Raw genomic sequence first — 18,955 nt, forward strand, 5'->3', positions numbered from 1 at the left:
GCCTGCCTAGAGACGCAGGTGAATGCCCCGCCGGTGCAACGGCGCGACCAGGCAGATTATCAGCGTCAGCACGCCCAAGGCGCAGAGCAGGGACGCCAGCTTGAGATCGTGGGTTAGTCGCTGGGCCAAGGCGTAACCAAAGGCCTGGGGCGTGATGACCGCGCCGTCCGGGCCTTGACCTAGGGCGAGACTGGAATAGGCGCCCATGACCTGCGAAATGACGAAGACCAGGATGGCGTTGCCGCCCAGAACTTTCAGCGGCCAGGCGGCGATCCGCGCGACGCGAAAGGCCAGCAGCGCGTGCAGGACCGCAAGAGCCGTCAGCGCCACGCCGCTGCTGAACAGGGCGAAGCTGGGTGTCCAGATCCGCTTGTTGATAGGCAGCAGAGGGTCCAGCGCCAAGCCGGCCACGATCAGGGCCACGCCCAGCACCAGCGCCAGGCCCGCCGCCCGACCGGGACGTAGAGAATCCGTCGGCTGACGGAGGAGGAGCGCGGCGACGGCGCCGATCAGCACATTGACCGTCGCCGGCAGGGTGGAAAGCAGGCCCTCGGGGTCGTAGGTGACGCCGACGCCCTCGGTCAGGCCGAGCACCCACAGATGCGGCACGGTGAACACGGCGCGATCGACGAAGGCCGGCAGGGAGCCCTGGGTGTCCAGCCGCCCGACGCCAAATCCAGGCACGGGCGTGAAGGCCAGCAGGGCCCAGTAGCCGATCAGCAGCGCCACGGCCGCCGAGAGCATGACGCCGGCGTCGAGCCGCAGCATCCCGTCCGGACCCGTCCTCGCCGACGGCAGACAGATCAGGCAGCCCAAGGCGTAGCAAAGCCCGATCCGCTGCAGGATCCCGGGAAAGCGCAGGTGAGCCAGGTCGAAGGTCGGCAGGGCGTTCAGGATCAGGCCCAGCAGAACCAGCAGCGCCGTGCGGCGCGCGAACTTGATCCAAACGGCGGGAGAGGCGCGATCCGTCGCGCTCAGCCCCGGCATCGACAGGCCGATCGCCAGGCCGACGCAGAACAGGAAGGTCGGAAACACCAGGTCGGCCGGGGTCCAGCCGTTCCAGGCCGCGTGCATCAGCGGCGCATAGCTATGCTCCCAGGCGCCGGGACTGGTGACGACGATCATGCCCGCCACGGCCAGGCCCCGCAAAGCGTCGAGCGCGACAATCCGCTGGCCGTCGGTATCCGAACTCATGACCCCTCCCCCGCACGCGTTGAAAGGATCATGCCACGCGGGACAGCGCTGTCAAATTGCCAGCGATTGAGGCGGCTAGGCCGCCGCGACCTTGCGGGGTCGGAAGACCTCAGCCGACCAGCGCGGCCAGCTTCAGCACCGTGTTCCAGTTGCGGCTGGTGCCGTTGGGCGAGCGCTTGGTTTTCTTCCAGTCGCGATCCAGCATCGAATGGCCGACGTCCTCGGGATAGTCGACATAGAGCTCGCGGCCGAGCGCCTCGAAGGTCTCGCGCCCGGTGATCGCCGCCCGCAAGATGAGCTCGTCGCCCTCCGGCAACGGGGCTTTCAAAAACTGGACCAGCAGGTGGTTGGGATGGCTGGCGGCCTGGGCGGGATAGGGATTTCCGGCTATGATCGCCCGCAGTTGAGCCGGCGTGCGAACGAAGAACGCGGTGCGCACGCCCACGCGGGCTTCGAGCCCGTCCTCCAGACGTTTCTCCAGCGCGGCGTCGGACACCCCCTCGCCCCACAGCACCAGATTGCCGCTGGCCAGCAGGGTCTTGGCGTCGGCAAAGCCCAGGTCCTTGGCCAGGCCTAGCAGGTCGTCCTTGAGCACCTTGCGGCCGCCAGCATTGACGCCGCGCAGCAGGGCGATGTGAGGGCTCATGGAGACTCCTGTTCATCCAGAACTGGAGGCGTAAGACCCATCGGGCGGCTTCGCAAGCCGCGAGCGTTGCCCTTGGCCCGGCTTGGGTCTAGACCCCGCTCGACAGATTTTCGGAGACCCGCCGCATGACCAGCACGCGCAACGAGACCGACACCTTCGGCCCGATCGCCGTCGAGAACGACAAGTACTGGGGCGCTCAGGCCCAGCGCTCGCTCGGCAACTTTAAGATCGGCTGGGAGAAGCAGCCGCTTCCCATCGTCCGTGCCCTCGGGATCGTCAAGCGCGCCGCCGCCGAGGCCAATCTGGCCCTCGGCAAGCTGGATCCAAAGATCGCCGAGACCATCGTCGCGGCCGCTAACGAGGTCATCGACGGCAAGCTGAACGCGCACTTCCCGCTGGTCGTCTGGCAGACCGGCTCGGGCACTCAGTCGAACATGAACGCCAATGAGGTGATCTCCAACCGCGCGATCGAGATGCTGGGCGGCGAGATGGGCTCCAAGAAGCCCGTCCACCCCAACGACCATGTCAATATGAGCCAGTCGTCGAACGACACCTATCCGACGGCCATGCACGTGGCCTGCGCCGAACAGATCGTCCACGACCTGCTGCCCGCCCTCAAGCACCTGCACGAGGCCATCAAGGCCAAGTCCGACGCCTGGGCCAAGATCATCAAGATCGGCCGCACCCACACCCAGGACGCCACCCCCCTGACGCTGGGCCAAGAGTTCGGCGGCTACGCCCAGCAGGTCGCCAACGGCATCGCGCGCATCGAGCTGACCCTGCCCAAGCTGATGGAACTGGCGCAAGGCGGCACCGCTGTCGGCACCGGCCTCAACGCCCCGATCGGCTTCGCCGAGAAGGTGGCCGAGCAGATCGCGGCCATCACCGGCCTACCCTTCGTGACCGCTCCCAACAAGTTCGAGGCGCTGGCAGCCCACGACGCCATGGTCTTCAGCCACGGCGCGATCAACACCGTCGCCGCCAGCCTGTTCAAGATCGCCAACGACATCCGCTTCCTCGGCAGCGGCCCCCGCGCCGGCCTGGGCGAGCTGAGCCTGCCAGAAAACGAGCCCGGCTCGTCAATCATGCCGGGGAAGGTCAACCCGACCCAGTGCGAGGCCCTCACCCAGGTCTGCGTCCAGGTGTTCGGCAACCACGCCGCCGTCACCTTCGCCGGCAGCCAGGGTCATTTCGAGCTGAACGTCTTCAACCCGGTGATGGCCTACAACTTCCTGCAGTCGGTACGTCTGGTCTCTGACGCCGCCATCAGCTTCACCAACAACTGCGTGGTCGGCATCGAGCCGCGGATCGACAACATTCAGAAAGGCGTCGAGAACAGCCTGATGTTGGTCACCGCCCTGAATGGCAAGCTGGGCTACGACGCCTGCGCCAAGATCGCCAAGACCGCGCACAAGAACGGCACCACCCTTCGCGAGGAAGCCGTCGGCGGCGGCTACCTGACCAACGAAGAGTTCGACCAGTATGTCCGCCCCGAGAACATGATTTCGCCGGGCTGATGACGATGACGGCGCGCGGTTACACACGTCTGGTGATCGCCGCCGTCTACGCGCCCTTCGGCCTGTTTCACATCCTGGGCAGCCACGGCTTCTTGGCGATCATGCCGCCGATGATACCGTTTCCGCAGCAAATCGTGATCTTCACCGGGTTGTGCGAGATCGCGGGCGCCGTGGGGCTGTTGCTGCCCCGAACGCGTCGGTTAGCCGGGATCATGCTGGCCCTTTACGCCCTGTGTGTCTGGCCGGCCAATCTCTACCACGCCCTCAGCGGCGTCAGCATCCCGCCCCTGCCCAGCTCGTGGTGGTACCACGGACCTCGCCTGCTGCTGCAGCCGGTGCTCATCTGGGCGCCGCTGTGGGCGGCTGGGGTAATCGACTGGCCGTTTCGGCGACGGGCCGCTGAATGAGGGCCGTTCTACAACGAGACGGGGCGGTTCTCGCGCCCGCCATTCTGGACTCCATTCACATTGCCGCCCTACGCGATTTGGCCGTCGCGCAGGTCGGAAAGCGTCCCGGCGCACGCCTTCATGGCGCTGAGATCCTGGAGACTGTCCTTTCGCCGACAGGACCGGTCGGCGCATTGGCCGCCGAGCTCACCACGGCGACGGCCCGTCCGGTGCGTGCTGTAATGTTCGACAAGACCCCCGAGGCCAATTGGTCGGTGGGCTGGCATCAGGATCGCACCATCCCCGTGCGCCGACGCGTCGAGATCGAGGGCTTCGGCCCCTGGTCCACGAAGGACGGCCTGTTGCATGTCGCGCCGCCCTTCGAGATCCTGCAGCGCATGGTCACCCTGCGCATTCATCTCGACCCCGTGACGCCGGACAACGCGCCTCTGCGGGCCGCGCTCGGTTCGCATCGCCTGGGACGCGTCTCGGCGGACCAAGCCGCTATCCGCGCCATCGAGCATGTGGTGGTCGCATGCCTGGCGGAAGTTGGCGACATATGGGCCTACGCCACGCCCATCCTGCACGCCTCCGATCGATCGAAGGCGCCGCGTCGCCGTCGCGTGTTGCAGGTCGATTATGCGGACTTCAGCCTGCCTGGTGGCCTGGAATGGTTAGGGTTGGCCGCATGACCGCCCTGGACCGTCCGTACTGGATCGAGGCGCTGTTCGAGCGGCGCGACGGATGGGACGCCGGGTCCTATCCGTTCAACCTGCCGGCCGTGCGCGACCTCGACCGGTTGGCCTTCCATCCGCGCGTCACCTTCCTGGTCGGCGAGAACGGCTCGGGCAAATCAACCTTGATCGAGGCCCTGGCCGTGGCGTGGGGCTTCAACGCCGAGGGTGGTTCGCGAGACCACCAGTACTCCACCCGTGCCTCTCACTCGCCGCTGCACCGTTTCGTGCGGCCCGTGCGCGCGCCGCTGAGAGCTCGGGACGGCTACTTCCTGCGCGCCGAGAGCTTCTTCACCACGGCGAGCTATCTGGAAGCGTCGGGCACCGGACGGGCCGGTCAGGTCGGTTTGCACGAGCGTTCACATGGGGAAGCCTTCTTCGACCTGTTCGACAATCGATTCCTGGGCGACGGCCTCTACATCCTCGACGAGCCCGAGGCGGCCCTGTCGCCGCAGCGGCAGCTGTCCTTCCTGGCGCGACTGCATGAGCTCGTCCTGGCGCGCTCGCAATTCATCATCGCCACCCATTCGCCGATCCTACTGGGCTATCCCGACGCCTGGATCTACCAGGCCTCCGAACGCGGCCTGGATCGCGTCGAGTACGAGGACACCGAGCACTTCCAGGTGACCCGCAGCTTCCTCAACCGCCGACAGACCTTCCTCGATATCCTGCTGGCCCCGGAAGACGATGGCGACTCCTTCGAGGCCTGACGCCTTGCCTGCGCCGTGTTAGTCTCCGGCCATGGGCAAGGTCGAACTCGACATCGGCATCGATCCGGAACTGCTGGCTCAGGCCAAGCGGCTGGGCATTTCCGTGGCGGGCCTGAGCGAGAATCAGCTTCGGCTTCATCTTCAGAAGGTTGATCCCGCAGGCGCCGAAGAACGCGCCCGGCGCTGGGTGGAAGAAAACGCCGAGGCCATCAAGGAACACAACGAACGGATCGCTCGGCGCGGCCTGATCTCAGACCACTTCAGAAAGTGGTGAGTTGCGGCAGTTCGACGTCTTTCGAAATCCGTCGCTCGAAGCCCGCAAGGTTGCGCCTTTCCTGGTGATGCTGTCGTCGCATCACCTCCGCGGCATAGACGAGGTCATTGTCGCGCCCCTGGTCAATGACGCCGCCGAAACCGTCTGCCTACTTGAAATTCGAGTTGAAATCGAAGGCCAACGCCTGACCCTTATCGTCAGCGAGCTGTTCAGCCTCCTGCCGACAGGACTGCATGGCGCAGTTGCAAGTCTGGTCTACCTTGAAGACGACATCCGACGCGCCATCGATCGCCTGTTCACCGGCTTCTAGCGCTTGTCCACGACCACGCGCCCGATCGGCGCAAGAGCCACGACCGCCAACTGCAGGTCCTTGATCGCGAAGGGGATGCCGATGATCGTCACGGCCTCGGCGACGGCGATGACCAGATGGGACAGGGCGATGTACCATCCGCCGAGCACAAACCAGATGACATTGAGCACGCAGCCCAGGCCGCCGGTCCCCAAGTCGCCTTGGCCAGTCATCACGTCACGCGGCACGATCTCCTTGCCGAACGGCCAGAAGGCGAAGCCGGCGATGCGCCAGGCCGCGGCGGTATAGGGCAGGCCTACGACGGTGAGGGCCAGCAGAGCGCCGCCCAGCAGCCACAGCAGGCCGCTGATCCAGCCACCCATCACGAACCACAGGATGTTGAGCAACAGTCGGATCATCGCGGTCTCCAATGTCTTACGACGCCTAGCCGTGCGACGAATCTCGGGCCTTGTCGAGCTTGGCGCGCCGCGACGCAGGTGACGCCGCGTTGCCGGCCGGCTATGTGACGCGCCAGACACAAGATTGCCGCGCCGCGATTCCGTGACGCCGCACGCGACGAGGACTCCATGGGCCTGTTCCGCAAGACGAAGCACCAAGCCATCTCGCTGCCGGTCGGCGCCGCCCCCATCCCGACCGCGGTGAAGTTCCGCGGCTGCACCTTCCGCATGCCCGACCACTGGGTGATTACCAAGCAATTGCTGGACGGCAAGGATTACGAGCCCTGGGTGTTGGACTACTTCCTGCAGACGCTGAAGCCCGGCATGACCGTGCTGGACGTCGGCGCTAGCTGGGGCGCCTTCGCGCTGCCAGCCGCCAGGAAGGTCGGGGCCAACGGCCAGGTCATCGCCATCGAGATGAGCCCTGGCAACGGCCGGGTGATCCTGGAAAGCGCCAAGGCCAATGGCGTGGAGAACATCCGGCTGATCCTGGTCGGCGTGTCCGACACCCTGGGCACCGCCTTCTTGCGTCGCCAGACGATGCACAACAACCACCAGCTGGAACCGTCGGGTGAGGCCGCGCCGAGCGACTTGGGCGACTACGACTTGGCCCCCGTGGTGCCGATTGATCTGCTGCGCGGCGAGTTCGGCAAGGTCGATGTGATGAAGATCGACATCGAGGGCATGGAATATCGCGCCTTCATGGGGGCCAAGGCCTTCATGGCCGACCAGAAGCCCATCACCTTCCTGGAATATTCCCCGGCCTTCCAGGCCGAGACCTCGCGCGCGGAAGGTTCGGCCCTGCTGAGCTTCTTCCTCGACATGGGCTATGGCGTCGAAATCCTGCACCGCAAAAAGCGGCGCGAGGCCGTGAAGGCGGCCAGCCCTGCCGAAGTGATTGCGAAAGTCGATGAAGCCTGGAAGCGCCATGTCGAGGACGACAACGGCACCCACCTGGACCTGTGCTTGAAGGCAAGGGGCTAGCAGGCCCCGCCTACTTGATCAGTTGCCACTTCTTGGCCCAGCGGCCCTTGCCGAAGCGGGTGAGAATCAGCAGGTAGAGGCCTGAATAGATTACCGTGCCGACGCCGACCGCGACTATGGCCCAGGTTCCGGGCGTGCGCCACGGCGGCGGCAGAAGCCAGTTGTGCGGCGGTGATGTCAGTTCCCACCAAAGCCCGCCCACCCAGGCCAGCGAGAACAGCAGCACTGCGGGATAGCGCAGCAGCGGGCTCTTCTGGACCAGCAGCAGGAACTGGACGAAGGCCACGGCCAAGAAAGCCGCGATGGCTGCGCCAGCGGTCAGCCAGCCGTTATGAGCCAGAAGTTTGACCCGGATGGCGGCGGTAAAGGCGGCCCACAGCGGCGCCCAAAGCACCGGTCCGAACATCAGCAAGAAGATGCCGACGCCGACCACAAGGCCGATCCCGCCGCCGATCACCTTGCCTGCCGCTTCGCCCGCGTGATGGGCCTGGCCGTGGGGGTCGCCGCTGGGATTGTCGGACGAAGTCTCCAGCGTCGTGTTCAGCGGCGTGGGCGGGCCCTCGGGCTCGACCCACAGCATGTTCGACGTCTTTGGATCGTCCCGCCGCGCCATCAACTGCGCCGGCTGACCGCGAAGTCGGCCAGGCTTTCCAGGCTGGAGCGCCATTCGTTGGCCGGGAAGCCCGCCAGGGCGCCCTTGGCCTTGTCGGCATATTCCGAGGCCAGGTCGAGGGTGGCCTCCAGCGCGCCGGTGCCGATGATCAGTTCGCGGGCGCGGCGGAAGTCGGCGTCTGTCTGCTCGCGACGGCCGATGGCCCGCTCCCAGAACTCCGCCTCGCGGGGGCCGGACCGGGCGATGGCCAGCAGCAGCGGCAAGGTGGCCTTGCCTTCGCGGAAGTCGTCACCAGCGTTCTTGCCCAAGGCCTCGGTCGTGCCGCCATAATCCAAGGCGTCGTCGGCCAGCTGGAAGGCCAGGCCCAGGTTCATGCCATAGGCGCGCAGGGCGTCGGACTGCACGGCCGGCACTCCGGCCGAGACGCCGCCAGCCTCCGAGGCCGCGGCGAACAGCTCCGCGGTCTTGGCGCCAATGATTTCCAGATACAGCGACTGCGAAAGGTTCAGGTCGTGGCTGCGGGTGAGCTGTAGAACCTCGCCCTCGGCGATGACGCGGCTGGCCTTGGCCAGGATCTCCAGCGCCTTCATCGAATTCGTTTCGACCATCAGCTCGAAGGCCCGGGCGAAGAGGAAGTCGCCGACCAGCACGCTTTGCGCCGCGCCCCAAATCAGGTGCGCCGCCATCTTTCCGCGCCGCAGCTGGCTGCCATCGACCACGTCGTCGTGCAGCAGGGTGGCGGTGTGGATGAACTCGACGGCGGCGGCCAGCTTGAGGCAGGTGTCGTCGCCCGACCCGGCCAGGCGCGCGGCGGCCACGGTCAGCAGCGGGCGCAGGCGCTTGCCGCCGGCGGCGATCAGGTGCTCGGCCAGGGCCGGGATGACCGGCACTTCGCTCTGCATGCGCGCGGTGATCAGAGCATCGACCCCGGTCATGTCGGCGGCGGCCAGCCGCACGAGACGATCCACCGATCCCGGCTCCCGGGCGAGGGTCGCTGCAGCTGCGTCCAAGACAATACTCTCCCTGACTGACGCCCGCCGGGGGTCGGCGTGCGCCTTGCGTCTCGCGGGCTTGATCAGCCGTTGCGAGCGACAATGGTGGCGGGATAGGTCAGGGTCAAGGCGAGCACAAGGCTTGAAACGTTGCCGAACGAGATCCTCCCCCCTGGACCGCCCCTCGGGGTCACTGAAGATACCGTGCTGGGCGGCCGCGTCAGGCTGCGCCAGGCCGTGTCCGGATACCGGGCGGGCATGGACGCCGCCCTGCTGGCGGCGACCTGCGACGCCCGGCCCGGCGATCGCGTCATCGAGGCCGGATGCGGCGTTGGCGGCGCCCTGCTGGGCGCCGCAAGTCGCCGACCCGACACCCGATTCGTCGGACTGGAGCGCGATCCGGCCGCCGCCACATTGGCGCGCGGCAATGTCGCGCTCAACGGCCTGGAGGCTCGGGTCGAGATCATCGAGGGCGATGTCGAGGCCGGCTTTCGGGCGCTGGACCTGCCCCTTTTCGACGCGGCGATCAGCAATCCGCCGTTCTTTGACGACCCTGGCGCCCTGCGCGCCCCGGCCGCGGAAAAGTCCGGCGCCTGGATGGCGGATGGCGGCCTGGCGGCCTGGACGGTCTTTTGCCTGAAAGCGGTGCGCGAGGGCGGGACGGTCACCCTGATTCACCGCGCCGATCGGCTGGGCGACATCCTGACGCTATTGGCTCCCAAGGCGGGGTCGTTCAGGATCCGCCCCATCGCGCCGTTCGCCGACGCTCCGGCCAAGCGGGTGATCGTCCGGGCGATCAAGACCGGCAAGGCGCCGCTGGTGCTGTTGCCGCCCCTGGTGCTGCATGAACGGGAGGGCGCGGGACACACTGTGCGGGCGGAAGCGATCCTGAGGGGGGAAACGGGGCTGGGGTGGAGTTAGCCGTTACTTGCCCCCTAGGGGTCGCTTCGCGATCGTCTTCCCCCATAGGGGGAAGAGCTCAGGCGCGCGGGGCTCCGCGCTCCATGGGGGGCGGACAGGCGGCGAAGCCGCCAGGTGGGGGCAAGTGGACGAATAGACCCTACTCAGCGTACAGCGCCAAGGCGTCCAGGCACATCTCCAGCCCCGTCAGGTCGTGCAGCGTGTCCTCGGTGATGATCACGAACAGGCGCCGGGCCTCGGCCCACAGCATCACCGTCTCCGGCAGGCCGAAGTCCTCGACCACGCAACCGTCGCCATCGCGCCAGACGCCGGCCTCGTCGCGCTGGGCGCCGACATGGGCCTCGACCCGGTCGACATATTCGGCCTCGATTTCGTCGGCGACGTTGAGATAGGCGAAGACCGGCTTGCCCAGCCCAGCCAACACCCCGGCCTCGAAGGCGGCGCTGGCGGCGCAGGACGGACCGCGCCAGGGCGTCAGGTTTATCACCCCGGCGTCGGCCTGACGCAGCTTCGCCATTCTTTCGGTGTAGAGTTCGCGGGCCCGGATCTCGGAATCGTTGGGATCGCTCTCGACGATGGCGGGCGCCGTCAGGCCAGTGAAGCCGAAGTTCAGGCACAAGGCGCGTTGCCGGGCGGCGTGCGGCTCGGCGTCGGGCAGCCAGGGTTCGGGGCCGGCCAGCCATAGGGAACGGACAGGTCTCATGAGACCTTAGAGCTTGCGCAAACGGGATGCTGTCAACCGCCTTGAAGATGTCGCCCCCCATCGGGACCACGGTCCACCGTCGCACCCTCCTCGCCGTCGTCGGCTCAAGCCTGCTGCCTGCCTGCGCGCGCGCCGCGCTGAGCGACTCCTGGCTCGCCTATGAGCGCCGCCTGCGGGCTCAGTTGGCCCAGCGACGCGGCGACTTCGATCCAGATTTCGAACAGGACCTGGCCGATCTGGGCGACATCTTTCGGCGCGCTCGAGGCCTGCGAAACCTGACGCCCGATCCCGGCCTGACCCTGGCGGCCCGGGCCCATGCCGCTGACGTGGCCCGCACCGGCGTGTTCGACCACATGACCCCCGAGGGTTTCGGACCTGCGGCCCGCGTCGGCCTGCTGGCCCGCGACCTGATCGGCGCCCCGGCCGAGAACATCGCCGAGCGGCTCAACGCCATTGGGCCAGTGCGTCCCGACCAGATCATGGGCCAGTGGAAGACCAGCCCCAGCCACCGCGCCAACCTGCTGGCCACGGGCTTCACCCATGTGGGCTACGGCGTGCTTCGCCGGGGGGCCGAGGTGATTGCCGTGGGCGCCTATGCCGAGGTCTCGGCCCGGCTGGCTGGCCCTGCCCCGCTACGGGTGTCGTCCGTGGACGCCATCGGCGAGGCCCTGGCCCGCGCCACCCCGCGCATCGATCAGTTCTCGGTGTCGGAGCCGGGCGCCGAGCCCCTGATCGAGACCTATCTCGAAGGCCCTGGCCCCCAAACCCTGCCGCCGGGCGCCTGGCAACTGCGCCCTCACCTTTCGACCGGGGAACACAAGTATCAGGTCGCCTGGGGGCCGGTGTTCTTGTTGGGGTGAGATTCCAAATGCCGCTCATCCCGGCCAATGCCAGGATGAGCGGTTGAATGGGTTTGGTGGACGAAAAACGGCGGGCCCTCTCGAGCCCGCCGTCTGACGTTTCAGCGATGGCGCAAAAGCCTAGTTCTTGGCCACGTCGACCAGCTTGTTCTTGGCGATCCAGGGCATCATGGCGCGCAGGCGGCCGCCGACTTCCTCGATCTGGTGCTCGGACGTCCGGCGACGGGTGGCCTTGAACGAGGGTTGGCCGACCTGGTTTTCCAGCATGAAATCGCGGACGAACTTGCCCGACTGGATGTCTTCCAGCACCCGCTTCATCTCGGCCTTGGTCTCCGAGGTGACGATGCGCGGGCCGGTGACATATTCGCCGTACTCGGCCGTGTTGCTGATCGAGTAGTTCATGTTGGCGATGCCGCCTTCATAGATCAGGTCGACGATCAGCTTCAGCTCGTGCAGGCACTCGAAATAGGCCATTTCCGGCGCGTAACCGGCTTCGACCAGCACTTCGAAGCCGCAGCGGATCAGCTCGACCGTGCCGCCGCACAGGACGGCCTGTTCGCCGAACAGGTCGGTCTCGCACTCTTCGCGGAAGTTGGTCTCGATGATGCCCGAGCGGCCGCCGCCGATGGCCGACGCGTAGGCCAGGCCCAGGTCGTGGGCGTTGCCCGTGGCGTCGTGGTGGACAGCGATCAGGCAGGGCACGCCGCCGCCTTTCTGATATTCGCCGCGCACGGTGTGGCCGGGGCCCTTGGGCGCGACCATCAGGACGTCGATGGTGTCCTTGGGCTCGATCAGGCCGAAGTGGACGTTCAGGCCGTGAGCGAACAGCAGGGCCGCGCCGTCGCGGATATTGGGGGCGATCTCTTCGGCATAGATCGCCCGCTGATGCTCGTCGGGCGCCAGGATCATGATCAGGTCGGCCCAGGCGGCGGCCTCGGCCACGGTCATGACCTGCAGGCCCTCGGCCTGAGCCTTCTTGGCGGTGGCCGAACCGGCGCGCAGGGCGACGGCGACGTTGCTGGCGCCCGAGTCGCGGAGGTTGAGAGCGTGCGCGTGACCTTGCGAGCCGTAGCCTACGATCGCGATCTTCTTGTCCAGGATGCGGGCGAGGTCGGCGTCGCGATCATAATAGACGCGCATGTTTTTTCTCCAGGACTGGTCAAATCAGGCCGTCCCGCGCAACGGCGGAGCGACAAAGGCCGGGCGTTTGAGCGTTTTTTTGCCGTTTCGTCAAGGCGATGACGGCAGAACGTTGTGACCTTATAGCCTCTGCGGCCACGTTTTAGACCCTGGGGCGCTCCGCCGCCATCGTCGGCGTGGCAGGAGCCGGCCAGAACGGCAAGTCGCCGCCGTCCGCCGCTCCTGAAAGGCAGCGAAATCGACGACGAAGGTCGAGGATGCCGATGGGGACGCACGCATGCGTGCGTCCCCAAATTTCAGTCAATCACCAGAACAGGTCGTAGTTGACGCTGAGCACCTGGCCCGACCAGATATCGACGAGGACGGCGTCGTCGCCGACCCGAACCCACTCGCAGCCGGCCGGAGGATAGGGCAGGCCATAGGAACCGGCGTTCAGATAGTAGGACTGGCCGTACCAGCCGCCCGGCAGATAGTCGCCGAACGACCATTGGTTCACGTAGAAGCCACGTGGATAGCGATAGACGCCGACCCGGTAGCGCTGGCCGGCCTGATAGGAAGGACGGTAGCGACGCTGGTCATAGCGCTGACGGTTGTTGTCGCGGTCACGCCAGTGGCCGTTGTCGCCGGGGCGGCTCTGGCCGGGACGATCCCAACCGCCCGGACGTCCGCCCTGATCGGGACGACCGCCTTGGCCGGGACGGTCCCAGCCACCGGGACGCCCGCCTTGGTCGGGGCGGCCCTGATCTGGACGACCCTGTCCTTGACCCCAATTTCCGCCCTGGCCACCACGACCGCCTTGGCCATTCTGGCCCTGCCAGCCGCCGCGGTCACGGCCTTGCTGCGGGTTTTGCGCCTGCGGGGGAGTTTGAGGCTGCTGAGGCTGTTGAGGCTGTTGAGGCTGTTGAGGCTCCTGCGGCTGTGGCGCCGGACGGCCGCCGCTCCAACTGCCGCCGCCGTTGGAGCGGTCGCCACGATCACCGCGATCGCTACTCGAAGGTTGCTGTTGAGGCTGGGCCTGTGGTTGAGGCTGCTGCTGACCGCCGCGATCGCCACCGTTATCCCCGCGTGGGCCGCGCTCGCCGCCCTCTTGGCGGCCCCCGCGCCGGTCAAGCTGTCCCGCGCCGGCGGCTTCGGCCGCGGCACCGCCCAGCAGCGACAGGATCATCGCGGTCGTGATCAGACGTTTCATTTCGTGCTCCAGGGATCCCTTGTGGTGGGTCCGACGCTCATCCCTTGTATGTAGTGTCGGCCCAGCGCCATGAACCGCGTTTGAACGACGCCGCTGAGGAATGCTTTATGCTCGTCAACCCTCAGGACGTTCTCGGCTTCTGGGCCGCCGCCGGCCCGGCCAAGTGGTTCGTCAAGTCGGACGTCTTCGACGCGGCGATCCGGCTGAGGTTCGAACCCGTCCATCTCGTCGCCGCGCGCGGCCAGTACGACGGCTGGGCGGGCGACGCCGAAGGCGCGATGGCCCTGGTCATCCTGCTCGACCAGTTTCCCCGCAACCTCTACCGCGACAGTGGCCACGCGTTCGCCACCGACGGCAAGGCCCGGACGATCGCTGTCGCGGCCGTGGCCGCCGGTTACGATAAGACCGTGGACCCGCTGCTGCGGCCGTTCTTCTACCTGCCTTACGAACATTCGGAGTCCCTGGCCGAACAGGACGCCGGCATCGCCCTGTTCGAAGGCCTGCCGAAGGACAACGGCGACGCCGAGAGCCTGAACTGGGCCCTGCTGCACCGGGACATCATCGCCCGGTTCGGCCGGTTCCCGCACCGCAACGCGGCGCTAGGGCGGACAACCACGCAGGAAGAACAGGCGTTTCTGGACGAGGGCGGCTTCGCGGGGTGACAAAGCCCCTCCCTCCACCTTACTGACGGGACGAACGCCCAAACGCATTTGCCGCACTGGCGACGACGGCGATTCGCCTGCACTCTAGCGACCATGAACGCCATCGTCCCCATCCACGCCCAGCAGGCCCCCGCCGACCATCCGGAACGGCAGTACCTGAACCTGTTGCAGGACATCCTCGACAACGGCGTCCAGCGCGGCGATCGCACAGGCACCGGCACGTTGGGCGTCTTTGGCCGGCAGATTCGTTTCGATCTGTCCAAAGGCTTCCCGGTCCTGACCACCAAGAAACTGCACCTGCGCTCGATCATCGTCGAGCTGCTGTGGTTTCTGAAGGGCGACACCAATGTCCGCTATCTGCAGGAAAACGGCTGCAAGATCTGGGACGAATGGGCCGACGAGAACGGCGACCTGGGTCCGGTCTACGGCAAGCAATGGCGCTCGTGGGCGGCGCCGGCCAAAGACGGAAACGGAGTCGGCTCGATCGACCAGATGGCCAGGCTGGTCGAGGGCCTGAAGACCAATCCCAACGGTCGCCGTCACATCGTCAGCGCCTGGAATCCGGCCGATGTCGACGACATGGCCCTGCCGCCTTGCCACTGTCTGTTCCAATTCTTCGTCGCGGATGGGAAACTCAGCTGTCAGCTCTACCAGCGCAGCGCCGACGTCTTCCTGGGCGTGCCGTTCAACATCGCCTCCTACGCCCTGCTGACGATGATGGTCGCCCAGGTCGTCGGTCTGCAGCCGGGCGAGTTCGTCCACACCTTCGGCGACGCCCACCTCTATCTCAACCACCTGGACCAGGCCCGCGAACAGCTGACCCGCGAACCCCTCCCCCTCCCCACCCTGAAGATGGCCGACAAGACAGATCTGTTCGGCTTTGAGTACGCAGACTTCACGCTGGAAGGCTACGAGGCTCATCCGCATATCAAGGCGGCCGTGGCGGTGTGACCTGGGCCACTGACCGCCTCGATGAGATCAAGAGCGGCGACGTCGTCCTGCCGCCGGTCGTCCAGACCCTCCAGCTCGGCGGCCTCGACGACTGGGGCGAGGGCTGGGTGCGCAAGACCTGGACGCCGGCGCCGGAGTTGCTGAATGTCGATGGCTCGTTGTTCGGCGGCTACATCGCCGCCCTCGCCGACCAGATCCTGGCGCTCGCGGCCATGACCGTCGCGCCGGGCGACGCGATGTTCCGAACCAGCAATCTCAAGGTCGATTTCATCCGCGTGGGCAAGGCGGAAGTCTTGACGATCGAAGGCCGCGTGGTGGCCCAGACCAGGGGCATGATCCATGTCGACGCCGATTTCCGGCGACCAGACGGCGAGTTGATCGCCCGCGCCTCGGCGCAACAGGTGGTGGTTCCGTTCGGAGCGGCGTAGAACGGGCCATGTCCGTGATCCTTACCGTCGGCCCCGTGGCCCGCTCGCTCAACGGCGTCATCGGCCGTGATGGCGACCTGCCCTGGCGCCTGAAGTCCGACTTGGCGATCTTCAAGGCCTGCACGATGGGCAAGCCGGTGATCATGGGGCGAAAGACCTGGGACAGCCTGCCCCGCAAGCCTCTTCCCGGCCGGATGAACATCGTGCTGTCGCAGGACGGCTCGTTCGAACCCCAGCAGGCCGTGGTCTGCGAGAGCTTCCTGGAAGCCCTGCAGATGGCCAAGGAACAGGCCGCCGACGACGGCGTCGACGAGGTCTGCGTGATCGGCGGCCGGGCGATCTTCGAGCTGGCTCTGCCCCGCGCCAAGCGGCTGTACCTCACCGAGGTGCAGGCCGAGGTGGAGGGCGACGTCTCGTTCCCGGCTTTCGACGAGACCGCCTGGACGGAGGTGCGCCGCGAGGAGCACCCCGCCGGTCCCGATGATGACCACGCCTTCGTGTTCCGTGTATTGGAGCGTCGATGATGCCTGTTCGCCCTCACCTGTTCGCCGCGCTTTGCGTCCTGACGCTGTGCAGCGCCGCCCCGGTCGACGCGCGCAACCTGGGCCAGGACGACAGCCTGGGGCGGGCGGCGGCGACCGACGTGGTGGTGTTCGACGTGCTCAAGGTTCGTCCGCTACAGCGCGGCGAAGTAGCGACCTGCCGGGTCTATGGTCGGGCGATCAAGGCCGAGCGTGGCGCCCGCTTCAAGCCGCGCCAGTCAGTGCGATTGACCGTCCCCTGCGCCGCCCAGGGCGCCGGATCGTCGGACTCGACGCCCAAATGGATCGACCGCGAGGCCCTGGTTCGCTCGGCCCACGGCCGCGCCTTCCTGGCCAGTGACGGCGCGTTGATCGCCTATGAGCTCTACGATCTGGACTGAGGCGTTGCGTGCGGGTTCAAACGCCCGTTTACTCCGCCCATGCGCCCGCTAGAGGTGTCGCAACGGGAGCAAGACGCATGGAACTGGAACTCGTCGCCGAGGGCCTGCAATTCCCCGAGGGGCCGATCGCCATGGCCGACGGCTCGGTGATCCTCACCGAGATCCAGCGCCAGACCCTTAGCCGCGTAGCCGCCGACGGGCGCCGCGAGACGATCGCCGAGTTGCCGGGCGGCCCAAACGGCGCGGCCATCGGTCCGGACGGCGCGGTCTATGTCACCAACAACGGCGGCAGCTTCAACTTCATCGACATGGGCGGCCTCAACGTGCCCGGCCCGACACCGCCAGGCCACGAGGGCGGGTCGATCCAGCGCATAGACCTAACGACCGGCGCTGTGACCACGCTCTACACAGAGTGCGACGGCAAGCGGCTGATCGGGCCCAACGATCTGGTGTTCGACCGGCAAGGCGGCTTCTGGTTCACCGATCACGGCTGCACCACAGCCGAGGGTCGCAAGTTCGGCGCCCTCTACTACGCCCTGACCGACGGCAGCCAGATCGTTCGCTGGCGCGACCACTTCGTCTCGCCCAACGGCGTGGGCCTCTCGCCCGACGAGAAAACCGTCTACATGGCCGACACCACCCTGGGCCGGCTATGGTCGTTCGACATCGCCGCGCCCGGCGTCCTGGCCGACGCGCCGCCGTTGATGCCCGGAAACGTGGTGGTCACCCTGCCGGGGTATCAGTTGTTCGACAGCCTGGCGGTCGAGGCCGATGGCAGGGTCTGCGTGGCGACGATCATCAATGGCGGAATCACCGCGATCTCGCCGGGCGGCGCGACCGAGCACTTCGCCGTGCCCGACGTGATTGTCACCAACATCTGTTTCGGCGGCGCCGACATGAGAGACGCCTGGATCACGGCGTCGGGGACGGGGAAACTCTACAAGGCGCGGTGGCCCAGGGCGGGGTTGAGGTTGAATTTCAACGGATGAACCCATTCCTCCCCCTGTGGGGGAGGCGGCGCGAAGGCGCCGGTGGGGGGGGCGGACCCACCGCGGCTAACTCCCCCCTCCGCCGGCTGCGCCGACACCTCCCCCGCAGGGGGAAGATTTGGTCTTAGTACAGCACCCCCAGCGCCTCGCGCTCGAAGGCCTTCAGTTCGTCGTTGCGGCCGTCGCGGATCTTCATGACCCACTCCGGGTCCTGCAAGAGCGCGCGCCCGACGCCGACCAGGTCGAACTCGCCGCGGTCCAGGCGCTCCAGCAGACCGTCGATCGAGGCCGGTTGGCTGCCCTCGCCGCCGAACGCCGCGATGAACTCGCCCGACAAGCCCACCGAGCCGACGGTGATCGTCGGGGCGCCGGTCAGCTTTTTGGCCCAGCCGGCGAAGTTGAGGTCTGAGCCCTCAAACTCCGGCTCCCAGAACCGGCGCTGTGAGCAGTGGAAGATGTCTGCCCCGGCGTCGGCCAGGGGCTGAAGCCAAGCTTCCAGCTCTTGAGGCGTGACAGCGTTCTTGACGGTGAAATCCTGCTGCTTCCACTGCGACAGACGGATGATCACCGGATAGTCCGGACCGACCGCAGCCCGCACGGCCTTGAGGATTTCGGCCGCGAAATTGGCGCGGGCGGCAATGGTGGCGCCGCCAAAACCGTCGTCGCGGACATTGGTGCCGTTCCAGAAGAACTGGTCGATCAGATAGCCGTGGGCGCCGTGCAGTTCGATGGCGTCGAAGCCAAGGCGCTTGGCGTCCGCGGCCGCCGTGGCGAAGGCGGCGATGGTGTCGGCGATCTCGGCGTCGGTCATCGGGGTGGTGAAGGGCTCGCCGCCAGCTTTGGAGAGACCCGAGGGGCTATCGATCTTGCCCAGCACGTCCTTCCCCTTGGCCGCGCCCACATGCCACAGCTGCGGCGCAATCAGGCCGCCGGCCGCGTGCACCTCATCGACCACAGTCTTCCAGGCCGCCAGTTCCTTCTCGCCATGGAAGCGCGGAATGTTGGCGTCGTTCAGCGAGGCGTCGCGGGCCACGCCCGTGCCCTCGGTGATGATCAATCCGACCTGGTTCTCGGCGCGGCGGCGGTAATAGGCGGCGACGTCGTCGGTGGCGACGCCGCCGGGCGAGAACGACCGGGTCATCGGGGCCATCACCACCCGGTTGGGCAGTTTCAGCGACTTGAATTCGAACGGCTTGAACAGGGCGTCGAGGGCCATGAGGCGGCTCCGCAAAGGGCTGGGTTAGCGGTGGTTATAAAGGCGGGTTTCGTTTGAGGACGATGGAGAAAAACTAACGCCTCCCCGTGCGGAGTGGGGGGGGGGGGGGCGGGCCCCCCCCCCCCCCCCCCCCAAAAACCCCAACCACCCAACAGTGGGTTGTGGTGTTGTTTGTAG

The 18,955-nt window shown here is 66.9% G+C and carries 24 protein-coding genes; 15 read left to right on the forward strand and 9 right to left on the reverse strand.

The annotated features are described in order from the left end of the window. Positions 1-6: 6 nt before the first annotated feature. Together ACP696_RS16970 and ACP696_RS16975 are read right to left on the reverse strand one after the other, a co-directional pair. Positions 7-1,194: an acyltransferase family protein gene (locus ACP696_RS16970; RefSeq protein ID WP_426044077.1), complete on the reverse strand. Its 1,188-nt coding sequence runs from the start codon at positions 1,192-1,194 to the stop codon at positions 7-9. A gap of 109 nt (positions 1,195-1,303) precedes the next feature. After that, on the reverse strand, positions 1,304-1,840 hold the full coding sequence (locus ACP696_RS16975) for a DUF1697 domain-containing protein (RefSeq protein ID WP_426044078.1): 537 nt from the start codon (positions 1,838-1,840) through the stop codon (positions 1,304-1,306). A gap of 125 nt (positions 1,841-1,965) precedes the next feature. Here ACP696_RS16975 and fumC point away from each other — a divergent pair, with 125 nt between their 5' ends. Genes fumC through ACP696_RS17005 form a run of 6 tightly spaced genes read left to right on the forward strand, consistent with a single transcriptional unit; the run spans position 1,966 to position 5,771 of the window. Then, positions 1,966-3,357 carry a class II fumarate hydratase gene (gene fumC / locus ACP696_RS16980; RefSeq protein ID WP_426013456.1) on the forward strand — a complete coding sequence of 464 codons (1,392 nt, stop codon included), beginning with the start codon at positions 1,966-1,968 and terminating at the stop codon, positions 3,355-3,357. Beyond that, the gene (locus ACP696_RS16985) at positions 3,357-3,764 is read left to right on the forward strand and encodes a DoxX family protein (RefSeq protein WP_426013458.1); all 408 of its coding nucleotides are present in this window, start codon (positions 3,357-3,359) and stop codon (positions 3,762-3,764) included. Before fumC ends, ACP696_RS16985 begins: the two co-directional genes overlap by 1 nt. Beyond that, the gene (locus ACP696_RS16990) at positions 3,761-4,435 is read left to right on the forward strand and encodes a phytanoyl-CoA dioxygenase family protein (RefSeq protein WP_426013460.1); all 675 of its coding nucleotides are present in this window, start codon (positions 3,761-3,763) and stop codon (positions 4,433-4,435) included. The genes ACP696_RS16985 and ACP696_RS16990 overlap by 4 nt, the downstream gene beginning before the upstream one ends. After that, positions 4,432-5,187 carry an AAA family ATPase gene (locus ACP696_RS16995; protein ID WP_426013461.1) on the forward strand — a complete coding sequence of 252 codons (756 nt, stop codon included), beginning with the start codon at positions 4,432-4,434 and terminating at the stop codon, positions 5,185-5,187. Before ACP696_RS16990 ends, ACP696_RS16995 begins: the two co-directional genes overlap by 4 nt. Before the next feature lie 31 nt (positions 5,188-5,218). Beyond that, entirely contained in the window at positions 5,219-5,461 is a 243-nt protein-coding gene (locus ACP696_RS17000) for a type II toxin-antitoxin system CcdA family antitoxin (RefSeq protein WP_426013463.1), read from the forward strand. Between the two features lies 1 nt (position 5,462). Then, positions 5,463-5,771, forward strand: a complete 309-nt coding sequence (locus ACP696_RS17005) for a CcdB family protein (RefSeq protein ID WP_426044079.1) — start codon at positions 5,463-5,465, stop codon at positions 5,769-5,771. Here ACP696_RS17005 and ACP696_RS17010 read toward each other — a convergent pair. Further along, the gene (locus ACP696_RS17010) at positions 5,768-6,169 is read right to left on the reverse strand and encodes a YccF domain-containing protein (protein ID WP_426044080.1); all 402 of its coding nucleotides are present in this window, start codon (positions 6,167-6,169) and stop codon (positions 5,768-5,770) included. The genes ACP696_RS17005 and ACP696_RS17010 overlap by 4 nt on opposite strands. A 168-nt stretch (positions 6,170-6,337) precedes the next feature. On the opposite strand from ACP696_RS17010, the gene ACP696_RS17015 reads away from it, so the two are divergent. Continuing rightward, the gene (locus tag ACP696_RS17015; protein ID WP_426044081.1) at positions 6,338-7,192 is read left to right on the forward strand and encodes an FkbM family methyltransferase; all 855 of its coding nucleotides are present in this window, start codon (positions 6,338-6,340) and stop codon (positions 7,190-7,192) included. 10 nt (positions 7,193-7,202) lie between these two features. Here ACP696_RS17015 and ACP696_RS17020 read toward each other — a convergent pair whose 3' ends face one another. Next, on the reverse strand, positions 7,203-7,772 hold the full coding sequence (locus tag ACP696_RS17020; protein ID WP_426044082.1) for a hypothetical protein: 570 nt from the start codon (positions 7,770-7,772) through the stop codon (positions 7,203-7,205). Between the two features lie 32 nt (positions 7,773-7,804). Continuing rightward, on the reverse strand, positions 7,805-8,815 hold the full coding sequence (locus tag ACP696_RS17025; protein ID WP_426013473.1) for a polyprenyl synthetase family protein: 1,011 nt from the start codon (positions 8,813-8,815) through the stop codon (positions 7,805-7,807). A gap of 240 nt (positions 8,816-9,055) precedes the next feature. Between ACP696_RS17025 and ACP696_RS17030 the strand changes: the two genes are divergently transcribed. After that, a complete protein-coding gene (locus tag ACP696_RS17030) occupies positions 9,056-9,718 on the forward strand; it encodes a tRNA1(Val) (adenine(37)-N6)-methyltransferase (RefSeq protein WP_426044092.1) in 663 nt (220 codons plus the stop codon). Positions 9,719-9,857: 139 nt separating this feature from the next. Here ACP696_RS17030 and ACP696_RS17035 read toward each other — a convergent pair whose 3' ends face one another. Next, positions 9,858-10,421, reverse strand: coding sequence for a nucleoside 2-deoxyribosyltransferase (locus ACP696_RS17035; RefSeq protein WP_426013475.1), 564 nt, complete (start codon positions 10,419-10,421; stop codon positions 9,858-9,860). A gap of 26 nt (positions 10,422-10,447) precedes the next feature. Between ACP696_RS17035 and ACP696_RS17040 the strand changes: the two genes are divergently transcribed. Then, positions 10,448-11,281: a CAP domain-containing protein gene (locus ACP696_RS17040; RefSeq protein ID WP_426013476.1), complete on the forward strand. Its 834-nt coding sequence runs from the start codon at positions 10,448-10,450 to the stop codon at positions 11,279-11,281. A 120-nt stretch (positions 11,282-11,401) separates the two neighbouring features. Here the strand turns inward: ACP696_RS17040 and ilvC are convergent, their stop codons facing one another. Continuing rightward, complete coding sequence (ilvC, locus tag ACP696_RS17045; RefSeq protein WP_426013478.1) at positions 11,402-12,421, reverse strand: ketol-acid reductoisomerase; 1,020 nt, start codon at positions 12,419-12,421, stop codon at positions 11,402-11,404. 304 nt (positions 12,422-12,725) lie between these two features. Then, a complete protein-coding gene (locus ACP696_RS17050) occupies positions 12,726-13,610 on the reverse strand; it encodes an RcnB family protein (RefSeq protein ID WP_426044083.1) in 885 nt (294 codons plus the stop codon). A 107-nt stretch (positions 13,611-13,717) separates the two neighbouring features. On the opposite strand from ACP696_RS17050, the gene ACP696_RS17055 reads away from it, so the two are divergent. The 6 genes from ACP696_RS17055 (at position 13,718) to ACP696_RS17080 (ending at position 17,562) form a co-directional block, all read left to right on the forward strand. Then, entirely contained in the window at positions 13,718-14,272 is a 555-nt protein-coding gene (locus ACP696_RS17055; RefSeq protein ID WP_426013482.1) for a DUF924 family protein, read from the forward strand. A gap of 93 nt (positions 14,273-14,365) precedes the next feature. Further along, on the forward strand, positions 14,366-15,223 hold the full coding sequence (locus ACP696_RS17060) for a thymidylate synthase (protein ID WP_426013483.1): 858 nt from the start codon (positions 14,366-14,368) through the stop codon (positions 15,221-15,223). Then, entirely contained in the window at positions 15,220-15,651 is a 432-nt protein-coding gene (locus ACP696_RS17065) for a PaaI family thioesterase (RefSeq protein WP_426044084.1), read from the forward strand. The genes ACP696_RS17060 and ACP696_RS17065 overlap by 4 nt, the downstream gene beginning before the upstream one ends. Before the next feature lie 8 nt (positions 15,652-15,659). Beyond that, positions 15,660-16,175, forward strand: coding sequence for a dihydrofolate reductase (locus ACP696_RS17070; protein WP_426013486.1), 516 nt, complete (start codon positions 15,660-15,662; stop codon positions 16,173-16,175). Next, positions 16,172-16,573, forward strand: a complete 402-nt coding sequence (locus ACP696_RS17075) for a hypothetical protein (RefSeq protein ID WP_426013487.1) — start codon at positions 16,172-16,174, stop codon at positions 16,571-16,573. Before ACP696_RS17070 ends, ACP696_RS17075 begins: the two co-directional genes overlap by 4 nt. 77 nt (positions 16,574-16,650) lie before the next feature. Further along, positions 16,651-17,562: an SMP-30/gluconolactonase/LRE family protein gene (locus ACP696_RS17080; RefSeq protein WP_426044085.1), complete on the forward strand. Its 912-nt coding sequence runs from the start codon at positions 16,651-16,653 to the stop codon at positions 17,560-17,562. A 124-nt stretch (positions 17,563-17,686) separates the two neighbouring features. Here the strand turns inward: ACP696_RS17080 and ACP696_RS17085 are convergent, their stop codons facing one another. After that, positions 17,687-18,778 (reverse strand): NADH:flavin oxidoreductase, encoded by a 1,092-nt coding sequence (locus ACP696_RS17085; protein WP_426013491.1) that lies wholly within the window; start codon positions 18,776-18,778, stop codon positions 17,687-17,689. Positions 18,779-18,955 lie beyond the last annotated feature (177 nt).

The organism is Caulobacter sp. DWR3-1-2 (assembly GCF_049896225.1).
Classification (GTDB): domain Bacteria; phylum Pseudomonadota; class Alphaproteobacteria; order Caulobacterales; family Caulobacteraceae; genus Caulobacter.